The sequence below is a fragment of the Actinomadura miaoliensis genome (assembly GCF_039536785.1).
Taxonomy (GTDB): domain Bacteria; phylum Actinomycetota; class Actinomycetes; order Streptosporangiales; family Streptosporangiaceae; genus Spirillospora; species Spirillospora miaoliensis.
Genome location: NZ_BAAAZG010000022.1, coordinates 72,961 through 82,956, shown reverse-complemented (window position 1 = coordinate 82,956; position 9,996 = coordinate 72,961). Strand labels below are relative to the sequence as shown.

General features: G+C 72.6%; 9 protein-coding genes and 1 pseudogene. 2 read left to right on the top strand and 8 right to left on the bottom strand.

The genetic code is table 11. The annotated features are described in order from the left end of the window. Window positions 1-197: 197 nt before the first annotated feature. Window positions 198-644, bottom strand: a complete 447-nt coding sequence (locus tag ABD811_RS18375) for a lamin tail domain-containing protein (protein ID WP_344948802.1) — start codon at window positions 642-644, stop codon at window positions 198-200. Between the two features lie 387 nt (window positions 645-1,031). On the opposite strand from ABD811_RS18375, the gene ABD811_RS18370 reads away from it, so the two are divergent. Beyond that, window positions 1,032-1,520, top strand: coding sequence for a YajQ family cyclic di-GMP-binding protein (locus tag ABD811_RS18370; protein ID WP_344948801.1), 489 nt, complete (start codon window positions 1,032-1,034; stop codon window positions 1,518-1,520). 74 nt (window positions 1,521-1,594) lie between these two features. On the opposite strand, the gene ABD811_RS18365 is transcribed toward ABD811_RS18370, so the two are convergent. Continuing rightward, the gene (locus ABD811_RS18365; RefSeq protein ID WP_344948799.1) at window positions 1,595-1,861 is read right to left on the bottom strand and encodes a helix-turn-helix domain-containing protein; all 267 of its coding nucleotides are present in this window, start codon (window positions 1,859-1,861) and stop codon (window positions 1,595-1,597) included. Window positions 1,862-1,898: 37 nt separating this feature from the next. Here ABD811_RS18365 and map point away from each other — a divergent pair, with 37 nt between their 5' ends. Next, on the top strand, window positions 1,899-2,666 hold the full coding sequence (map, locus tag ABD811_RS18360; protein WP_344948796.1) for a type I methionyl aminopeptidase: 768 nt from the start codon (window positions 1,899-1,901) through the stop codon (window positions 2,664-2,666). A 37-nt stretch (window positions 2,667-2,703) separates the two neighbouring features. Here the strand turns inward: map and htpX are convergent, their stop codons facing one another. From htpX to ABD811_RS18330, 6 genes and pseudogenes are all read right to left on the bottom strand, one after another. Further along, window positions 2,704-3,558 (bottom strand): zinc metalloprotease HtpX, encoded by an 855-nt coding sequence (gene htpX, locus ABD811_RS18355; RefSeq protein WP_344948793.1) that lies wholly within the window; start codon window positions 3,556-3,558, stop codon window positions 2,704-2,706. Between the two features lie 138 nt (window positions 3,559-3,696). Continuing rightward, on the bottom strand, window positions 3,697-5,190 hold the full coding sequence (locus ABD811_RS18350; RefSeq protein ID WP_344948791.1) for an NADH-quinone oxidoreductase subunit N: 1,494 nt from the start codon (window positions 5,188-5,190) through the stop codon (window positions 3,697-3,699). A 37-nt stretch (window positions 5,191-5,227) separates the two neighbouring features. Further along, window positions 5,228-6,796: a complex I subunit 4 family protein gene (locus ABD811_RS18345; RefSeq protein WP_344948788.1), complete on the bottom strand. Its 1,569-nt coding sequence runs from the start codon at window positions 6,794-6,796 to the stop codon at window positions 5,228-5,230. Then, window positions 6,793-8,973: an NADH-quinone oxidoreductase subunit 5 family protein gene (locus tag ABD811_RS18340; RefSeq protein ID WP_344948785.1), complete on the bottom strand. Its 2,181-nt coding sequence runs from the start codon at window positions 8,971-8,973 to the stop codon at window positions 6,793-6,795. Before ABD811_RS18340 ends, ABD811_RS18345 begins: the two co-directional genes overlap by 4 nt. Window positions 8,974-9,065: 92 nt before the next feature. After that, window positions 9,066-9,368, bottom strand: a pseudogene (gene nuoK, locus ABD811_RS18335) (NADH-quinone oxidoreductase subunit NuoK); the annotation flags it as partial. After that, window positions 9,368-9,910 carry an NADH-quinone oxidoreductase subunit J family protein gene (locus ABD811_RS18330; RefSeq protein WP_344948779.1) on the bottom strand — a complete coding sequence of 181 codons (543 nt, stop codon included), beginning with the start codon at window positions 9,908-9,910 and terminating at the stop codon, window positions 9,368-9,370. The pseudogene nuoK and the gene ABD811_RS18330, both read right to left, overlap by 1 nt. Window positions 9,911-9,996 lie beyond the last annotated feature (86 nt).

Genomic DNA, 9,996 nt, shown 5'->3' with positions numbered 1-9,996 from the left:
TGGTGGCGGTGCTGTCGGTGGCGGACGTGGCGCTGCCGGTGCGAGGCGGTGGCGTCCGCACCGGGTTGGTGGGGGTGGGGGGACGCGCCACGTGGTGGTTGGGTTTGAGGGGTCTTTGTGTTCGGGGGAGGGTGAGCGGAGATGGGGAAGCGCCCGCCGGGGTTTGGGGGCTGGCGGGCGCTCTGGTGGGGGCGGGGCTAGCAGGTCTTGTAGGCGCCCTTGCTGCCCCAGGAGCACTTGTCGGCGAGGGTTCCGTTCGGGTAGCGCAGGTACGCGGTGTCGCCGGTGTTGTTCCACACGTACCAGCCGCGGCCCCAGTACCGGTGGGCGGAGGTGTTGGTGCCCTTGCCGGTGTGGACGTACACGGACTTGCGGCCGCCGAGCTTGAAGCTGCCGAAGGTGTAGGTGTAGCCCGTCTTGTCCCGCAGCTTGTAGCCCTTGAGCTGGCGGGCCGTCTTGCTGGTGTTGTACAGCTGCACCCACTCGGCGTTCAGCGAGTTGTTCGACCCGGTGTCCTTGCCGGGCGAGTCGTAGTAGACGCGGTAGATCTGCACCGCGCTGGCGGCCTCGGCCGGCGCCGCGAGCAGTCCGGTCGCGACCGTCGCGGCGAGTGCCACGGCCCCCGTTGTCAGGATCCTCTTCACCCCGTTGTCCTCCCCTGTGCTTGCTGGGACATCTGGTCTATCAGCGACGTGTCGGTAATGAAGGGCGATGGCCGGATGCGGAGGGGTTTGTCAACCTCAGGGGGCCTTGGGGCGACGGGGGTGCGGCGTGGTGATCAGATCGGCGGTTGGTCTGGTGGCGCGGGACGCGTCTGTGCCCTTGCGGGAAGACGAACCGGTCACCGGCGGCGGAGGAGTTCGAGGGGGGCCGGTGGAGTGTCGGACGCGTCGTCGTGCGCGGCGATGGTGGGGCGCGGTCGCTACGCTGATCCGCGAGGTGGGGGCGCACCGGAGGGGCGATCGCTTCGGTCCGGGCGTCCACGGGGGCCTAAAGCAGATTGTTTCCGCACGTCAGAGGGGCTGAGTGTCGTGGCAGATTCTTCTTTCGACATCGTGTCGAAGCTCGACCGGCAGGAGGTCGACAACGCGCTCAACCAGGCGGCCAAGGAGGTCGCCAACCGGTTCGACTTCCGGAACGTGGACGCGGGCATCCGGTGGGCCGGGGAGAGCATCGAGATCCAGGCCAACTCCGAGGAGCGGGCCAAGGCGGTGCTGGAAGTGCTGAAGGACAAGCTGGTCAAGCGGGGCGTGTCGCTGAAGGCGATCGACGCCGGGGAGCCCAAGGCGTCCGGGAAGCTGTACAAGCTCGGCGTGGGGCTGAAGGAGGGCATCTCCCAGGAGGACGCCAAGAAGATCGGCAAGATCATCCGGGAGGAGGGGCCCAAGGGCGTCAAGGCCCAGGTCCAGGGTGAGGAACTGCGGGTCAGCTCGAAGAAGAAGGACGACCTGCAGGCCGTCATCTCCCTGCTCAAGAGCAAGGACCTCGACGTCGCGCTGCAGTTCGTCAACTACCGGTGAGAGGGCCGCCGGCACCTTCCCCCGCTGAAGGTGCCGGCGCCCGTAGAGGTAGATGGCCGGAACGCGGCCGGGGTTCAGCCCGCGAGGCGGGATTCGTCGGACGGCTCCAGGTCGCGGGCCAGGGCGGCCAGGTCCAGGTCGAGGACGCGGGCCAGGGCCGCGACGGTGAAGAACGCGGGCGCCGCGATGGCCCCGCGTTCGATCTTGCGGAGGGTGTCCAGGGAGATTCCGGCCTCGGCGGCGACGGCGGCGGCGCTGCGCGGGCCCCGGGCGGCCCGCAGGATCCTGCCGAGGGCCCGGCCGCGGTCACGCTGCTCCGAGGTCAGTGGCGTGCGCACCATGGTGAAGATTCTAATACTGGTATTACTATCTCCGCCCATGGTGACGTATCGCAGTCCCCGGGAGTGGGAGATCATGCGTGAGGCGGGCCGGGTGGTGGCCCGCGCGCTGCGCGCGGTGCGGGAGGCGGCCGAGCCCGGGATTCCGCTGGCGGAGCTGGACGCGGTCGCCGCGCGGTGCATCAAGGAGGCGGGGGCGCGGCCCTCGTTCCTGCACTACCACCCGAGCTGGTCGCCGACGCCCTACCCGGCGACGATCTGCGTGTCGGTGAACGAGGGCGTCGTGCACGGCATCCCGGACGGGCGGGTGCTCCAGGAGGGCGACGTCGTCTCGGTGGACTGCGGCGCCGAGGTCGGCGGTTACCACGGGGACGCCGCGATCACGTTCGCGGTCGGGACGGCCGACGAGCGGGCCCAGCAATTGATGGACGTCACGCACACGGCGCTGGAGCGCGCGATCGAACAGGCCCGGCCGGGCGCACGCATGGGCGACGTCTCGTACGCCATCATGCGCACGGCCCGGGAGGCCGGGTACGGGGTGCTGCGCGGCTGCGGCGGCCACGGCATCGGCACGCGGATGCACGAGGATCCGGACGTGCCCAACGTCGGACGGCCGGGACGCGGGCTGCGGCTCCGGGAGGGCCTGACGATCGCGATCGAGCCGATGTTCCACGAGGGCGGCGGCGACGCGGCCGAGGTGCTGCCGGACGGTTGGTCGGTCGTCACGGCGGACGGCAGCCGCGCCGCGCACTTCGAGCACACCGTCGCCATCACGGCCGACGGACCGGTCGTCCTCACCCTCCCCTAGACGCGGCGCATGCGCCCCCGGTGAAGGCGGGAACGTCTCAGCGGAGGCCGGCCATGCGCTCCAGGCGGGCGATGCGCTCGGCGGTGGGCGGGTGGGTGGAGAACAGGCGCCCGATGCCCGCGCCGCGGAACGGGTTGGCGATCATGAGGGAGCTGGTGGTGGCCAGCTCGGGGTCCTGCGGCAGCGGCATGGCCCGGGTGCCCGCCTCGATCTTCCGCAACGCGCTGGCCAGCGCCAAAGGATCGCCGGTGAGCTGGGCGCCGGACGCGTCGGCCTGGTACTCGCGGGTTCGGCTGATCGCCATCTGCACGACGGCGGCGGCGACCGGGCCGAGGATCAGCAGCATCAGGGCGCCCAGGAGGCCGGGGCCGTCGTCGTCCTCCGACCGGCCGATCGGCAGGAACATCGCCAGGTACGACAGGTAGGTGATGACGGTGGCGATGGCCGCGGCGACGGAGGAGATGAGGATGTCGCGGTTGTAGACGTGCGACAGCTCGTGGCCGAGCACGGCGCGCAGTTCCCGCTCGTCCAGCATGCGCAGCAGGCCGCGCGTGCAGCAGACCGCCGCGTTGCGCGGGTTGCGGCCGGTGGCGAACGCGTTGGGCTGCATGGTCTCCGAGACGTACAGCCGGGGCATGGGCTGACGCGCGGAGGTGGCCAGTTCCCGGACCACCCGGTACAGGACGGGCGCCTCGACCTCACCGACCGGATGGGCGCGCATGGAACGCAGCGCGATCCGGTCGCTGAAGAAGTACGCCACGCCGTTGGTGACCAGCGCGATCAGCAGGGCGATGGCCAGCCCGGCGCCGCGTCCCAGTCCCCAGCCGACGAGAAGCATCAACGCCGACAGGGCCGCGATCAGAGCGGCCGTCTTGACGCCGTTGAAGTGCACTTTCGCCGCCTCCCCGTTGCTTTACCGCTGTCTGTGACAACGGTGTGACCTGGCGAAACGTTCCCGTGTACGGGCCGCGTCCAGGGGCCTCCCGGCGAGCCGCCCAGGCCCGCCGCGAAGCCCCTGGACGGCCGTCGGTCAGGTGACGCTCGAAACCGTCTGCAACACCAGTTGCGGCGCCGCCGACAGGACCACGGCGCCGGCGGCCGCGGCGGCGATGGCGGCGCGGACGGGGACCCCGGTGTCCGGCACGGGCGGCCGGGCACCGGCGGGCGGGGCGGTGAACAGACGCACGGCCCACACCAGGTAGTAGTACAGCCCGATGACGGTGTTGACGGCCATGACGACCGCCAGCCACGTCACGCCCCCGGCAAGGGCCGCGCGGAACACCACGACCTTGGCGAACAGCCCCATGACGCCCGGCGGCAGCCCGGCCAGGCAGATGAGGAAGAACGCCAGCGCGGCGGCGACGGCCGGGCTGCTGCGGGCCAGGCCGCGGAAGTCGTCCAGGGTGTCCCAGCGCGAGTGCGGACCGCGGCGCTGGACGGCGACGACCACGGCGAACGCGCCCATGTTCATCACCGCGTACAGCGCGACGTAGGCGGTGGTGGCGGCGACCGCCTCGGGCAGCCGGTGGTCGCCGACGGCCAGCGGCGCCAGCATGTAGCCGGACTGGGCGACCGACGACCAGGCCAGCAGGCGGATGGCGGTGCGCTGCCGCAGCGCCATCAGGTTGCCGAGCGTCATGGTGACGGCGGCGAGCAGAGCGGCCAGCGGGCCCCAGACGTGCCCGTACGCGGGCAGCCCGAGCGCCAGGACGATCGCGAGGCCGGCGAAGCCGGCGGCCTTGGACACCACCGACAGGAACGCGGCGACCGGCAGCGGGGCGCCCTGGTAGACGTCCGGCGCCCAGAAGTGGAACGGCACGGCCGCGACCTTGAACGCGAACCCGGCCAGCACCAGCACGACCCCGGCGGCCGCGACCGGTTCCAGGTCGGCGGGCAGGCGGGCCAGGGCGGGCGCGAGCCGGTCCAGGTGCATGGCGCCGGTGGCGCCGTACAGCAGGCTGACGCCGAACAGCATGACGGCCGCGGAGATCACCGAGACCAGGAACAGCTTGAGCGCGGCCTCGGTGGCGGCGCCGTCGTAGCGGCGCAGGCCGACGAGCGCGAACACGGGCAGCGACAGCGTCTCCAGCGCGACGACGAGCAGCACCAGGTCGCGGGCGGCGACGAGGGTGAGCGCGCCGACGGTCGCGGCCAGCAGCAGGAAGTGGTACTCCCCGGCGGGCATCTTCGCCCGGGTGATCTCGTCCAGGGACAGCAGGACGACGACCACCCCGGCGGCCAGCACCACGCCCTGGAACAGCAGCGTGAAGTGGTCGGCGACGTAGGAGCAGGACGGCGGGCCGTCGCCGCGCAGGCCGCCCGGCACGCAGAACGTGGCGCGGCGGCCGCCCCCGGCCGCCAGCGCGATCACCGCGACCAGCGCCGCGGCCAGCGCACCGCACGACGCCCAGCCGAGCACGCGGCGCGGCACGTCGAACGCGTCGCCGAGCAGCAGCGCGACGGCCGCCACCGCGACGATCAGCGCGGGCGCGACGGCCGCGTAGTCGATGCTCTGGATGATCATCGGGCCGTCCCTTCCGCCGTGGTCCGTCCGCCCGTCATCAGCCGCCTCCGAACAGCGCGCGGACCGGGGCGGTGGTCACGTCCAGCAGCGTCTTGGGCCACAGGCCGACCAGCAGGGTGAGGACGATCAGCGGGGTCCAGGCGGCGTACTCGTAGCGGGTGATCGGCGCGATTCGGGTCCGCGTCGCCGTCGCGTCCGGCTCGGGTGCACCGGGTCCCGTGTCCGCGGCCAGGGCGGCGGCGCGGCGGTCCCCCGGCACCGTGCCGTGCGTGATCTTGGCGAGCATGCGCAGGAAGTAGGCGGCGGTGAGCACCGCGCCGAGCCCGCCGACGACCATGAACGTGACGAACGTCTCGCGCGGCAGGTCGGCGTGCGGCCGGTACGCGCCGAGCAGGGCCAGCATCTCGCCCCAGAATCCGGCGAGGCCGGGCAGGCCGAGGCTGGCGATCGAGGCGAACGTCAGGACGGACGCCAGGCGCGGGGCCTCGGTGAGCATGCCGCCGCCGAGCCGGTCCAGGTCGCCGGTGCCGTACCGGACCTTGACGGCCCCGGCCAGGAAGAACAGCAGTCCGGTGATCAGTCCGTGGGCGATGTTGCCGAACAGCGCCGCGTTCACCCCGACCGGGGTGAGGGTGGCGATGCCCAGCAGCACGAAGCCCATGTGCCCGACGGACGAGAACGCGATCATCCGTTTCAGCTCGCGTTGCGCCAGGCAGGCCAGGGCACCGTAGACGATCCCGATGACGGCGAGCAGCCCGAGCCAGGGCGCCCAGAACGCGGCGCCGTCCGGGGCCAGCGGCAGCGCGACCCGGACCAGGCCGTACGTGCCCATCTTCAGCAGCACCCCGGCGAGCAGCACCGACCCGACCGTGGGCGCCTCGGTGTGCGCGTCGGGCAGCCAGGTGTGCAGCGGCCACATCGGCGCCTTGACGCCGAAGCCCAGCGCCATCAGCAGGAACGCGGTGATCTGCACGCCGTGCGTGACGCCGTCGCCGTGCCGGCGGGCCAGCTCGGTCATGTCGAGCGTCCCGGCGTTCACCGCGACCAGCAGCATGCCCGCCAGCAGCAGGCCGGAGCCGAGCAGCGTGTAGAGGATGAACTTGTACGCGGCGGCGCGGCGGCCTGGACCGCCCCACAGCGCGATCACCGCGTACATCGGGACCAGCACGACCTCGAAGAACACGAAGAACAGCACCAGGTCGAGCGCGACGAACGTGCCGAGCAGCCCGACCTCCAGCACCAGCAGCAGCCCGACGAGCAGGCGGTCGGAGGACGCCCCGTGCGGCGGGTGCCGCATCGCGTGCACGAAGCACAGGAACGACAGCAGCGCGGTCAGCAGCACCAACGGCAGCGAGATGCCGTCGACGCCGAGGTGGAAGCGCAGCCCGATCGCCGGCGCCCAGTCGCGGGCGACCTCCAGCTGGACGCGCGAGGGGTCGCCGTAGTCGAACGCGGCCGCCGCCGACAGCGCCACCAGCAGCGTCGCGCCCGAGACGCCGACCCCGTAGCGGCGGACGGCGCCGTCGCCCGGCAGGAAACGCCCGGCCGGAAGCAGCAGCGCCAGCGCCCCCGCCAGCGGGATCGCGAGCAACAGCACGAAGATCATAGGAAGATCACCGCCCCGGCCGCGATGAGGACGATCCCGGCGATCAGGCCGGTGAGATAGGCCTGCGGGTTGCCGTTCTGCGGCAGCCGCAGCGGTTCGGCGAGACGGCGCGCGCCGCGGGCGACGCCGACGACCGCCGCGTCGATGCCGCGTCCGTCCACCGTGACGACCTGACGCGCCACGGCCCGCACGGGACGGACGACCACCGCCGCGTACAGCTCGTCGACGTAGAACGCGCGGGCGAACACCCCGCGCACGGGGCCGAGCGCCCGCGCGGGGTCGGCGGCGGGGTCGCGGTTCCAGACGAGGAACGCCGCGCCCGCGCCCGCCACCACGCACAGCAGCGCCAGCAGGGCCGGCCCGAGGTGCGGCCGCAGCTCGGACGCGCCCAGCCCGAAGAACCCGAGGACGGCCGACGGCACGGCCAGCGCCGCCACCGTCCACGCCATCAGCCTGGGCGCCTCATGCACCTCGTACCGTCCGCGCGGCTCGCCGAAGAACGTCATGAGCCACAGGCGCGTGGCGTACGCCGCCGTCACCGCGACCGTCAGGAGCAGCCCCGCGTACACCATCCAGGCGACGCCCGCCGGGATGTGCACGCCGCCGGAGGACGTCGTGGCGACTTCGCCGCCGTGGGTGGCGCTGTGCTGGGCGGCCTCGATGACGGAGTCCTTGCTGAACCAGCCGCTGACAGGCGGGACGCCGGCGAGCGCCGCCAGCCCGATCGTCATCGACCAGAACGTGATCGGCATCCCGGTGCGCAGCCCGCCGTAGTGGCGCAGCATGTTGGACCCGGCCGTCAGGATCACGCAGCCCGCCGCCAGGAACAGCAGCGCCTTGAACGCCCCGTGGGTGAGCAGGTGGAAGATCGCGCCGTTCCACGCGCCGACCGCCAGTCCGGCCGCCATCACCGCCAGCTGGCTGATCGTCGAGTACGCCAGGACGCGTTTGATGTCGTCCTGCGCCAGCGCCGCCAGCGCCGACCCCAGCATCGAGATCACCGCGACCACGCCGAGCAGCGTCAGCGCGGCCGGGGCCTCCAGGAACACCCCGTACACGCGGGCCACGACGTACACGCCCGCCGCGACCATGGTGGCCGCGTGGATCAGCGCGCTGATCGGCGTGGGGCCCGCCATCGCGTCCGGCAGCCAGGTGTGTAGCGGGAACTGCGCGCTCTTGCCGGCCACCCCGGCCAGCAGGAGCAGCGCGGCAGCCGTGACCGTCGCGTGCGGCAGCGTCCCGGCGCGCGCCAGCACCTCGCCGATGTCGAACGAGCGGGCGCCCATCCCCAGCACGAAGACGCCGAACAGGAATCCGACGTCGCCGAGCCGGGTGACCAGGAACGCCTTGACGGCGGCGCGCGAGTTGGCGCGGTTCTCCCAGTGGTGGCCGATCAGGAAGTAGGAGCAGACCCCCATGACCTCCCAGCCGACGTAGAGCAGCAGGAGGTCGCCCGCGTACACCACCAGCAGCATGGCGGAGGTGAACAGGGAGATGAACGCGGCGTAGGAGGAGTAGCGGGGGTCCTTGGCCATGTACGCGACCGAGTAGACCTGCACCGCCAGCGCGACGGAGCACACCATCAGCCCGACCACGGCCGACAGCCCGTCCACCCGCAGGCCGATCTCGATCGGGACGGTGCCGGTCTCGATGAGGGTGAGGGTGCCGGTGCGCGTGCCGGGCGTGCGCCAGACGGCGAACGCCACGATCGCCGCGAGCACGGTGGCGACGGCGACCGGCAGGCAGGCGATCAGCGCGGGCCCGTTGCGCAGCGGCGAACGCTCCGCCGTCAGGGCCGCCCGCCACCAGGCCCGCTCACTGGCCCGCGGCCCGCCCCCCGGGACTTCGGCGGACGCCCCGGCCGCGGCTTCGCCGGGCGCTTCGGCAGGTGCCTCGCCGGGCGCTTCCGCAGCGGCTTCGGTGGGCGCTTCGACAGATGTTTCGACAGGCGCTTCGACAGATGCTTCGGCGGGTGCTTCGGCCGGGACTTCGGAGGCAGCCTCGGCAGGTGCTTGGGCGGGTGCTTCGGAGAAAGGCTCGGTAGGGGCCTCGGCCGCCTCCCGGGGGTGGCGCGGGCCGCGTACGCGCAGCAGTTCGGACAGGCGCGGGCCCAGCAGCATCCCGGCGAAGGCCGCGACGAACGGCAGCAGGATGACGACGGAGGTCAACGCGATCATGTCGCGCCTCCCTCGCCGGCGCCCCGCACGGCCGCCGCCGCGCGCTCGCCGCCCTCGTCACCGTCGCCGACCTCGGCCCTGGCCGCCCCGTCCTCGGAGAGCGTGCGCAGCCGGTCCACGTCGATCATCCGGCGGTTGCGGTACACCAGCAGGACGATCGCCAGCCCCAGTCCCACCTCGGCGGCGGCGATCACGATGGTGAACAGGGTCAGCACCTGCCCGCCGTGCAGCCGGTCGCGCCACCACACGTCGAACGCGACCAGGTTGAGGTTGACGGCGTTGAGCATCAGCTCGACCGACATCAGCACCAGGATCGCGTTGCGCCGGGCCAGCACCCCGTACACACCGACCGAGAACAGCAGCGCGGCGACGACCGTGGGATAGGCGACGTGCATCAGCGCTCGCCCCGCTTCTTCGTGGGTTCCTTCTCCTCGGGTCCGCCGACGTCGGAGCGGGACAGCACGATCGCGCCGACCAGCGCGGCCAGCAGCAGCACCGACAGCACCTCGAACGGCAGCACCCACGTGCGGAACACGGCGGCGCCGAGCGCGTCGGCCGAACCGCCGCCCGCCCGCATCGGCATGTACGCGTCCCGGAAACCGATGACCACCACCGACACCAGCACGCCCGCCGTCGCCAGAGCGACCCCGAGCGCCACCCAGCGGTTGCCGGAGTCCAGGTCGGCCGCCCGGCCGATCGGCGCACGGGTCAGCATGATGCCGAACAGCAGCAGGACGACCACCGCGCCCACGTAGATCAGCACCTGCACCCACGCGACGAACTCGGCGGTCAGCACCAGGTAGCCGCCGGCGAGCGCCCCCAGCGACACCACCAGCCACAGGGCCGCGTGCACCAGCTGCCGCGTGGTGACCACGAGCACGGCCGAACCGACGGCGACCACGCCCAGCAACGTGAAGACGATCTCGTGCCCGGTCATGTGCCTCCCCCGCCGGGCTCGTCCCGTCCCGGCGGCCGCGCGTCACGGCCTGCCCGCGGCCCGCGGGCGGCGCCACCCGCCGGGCC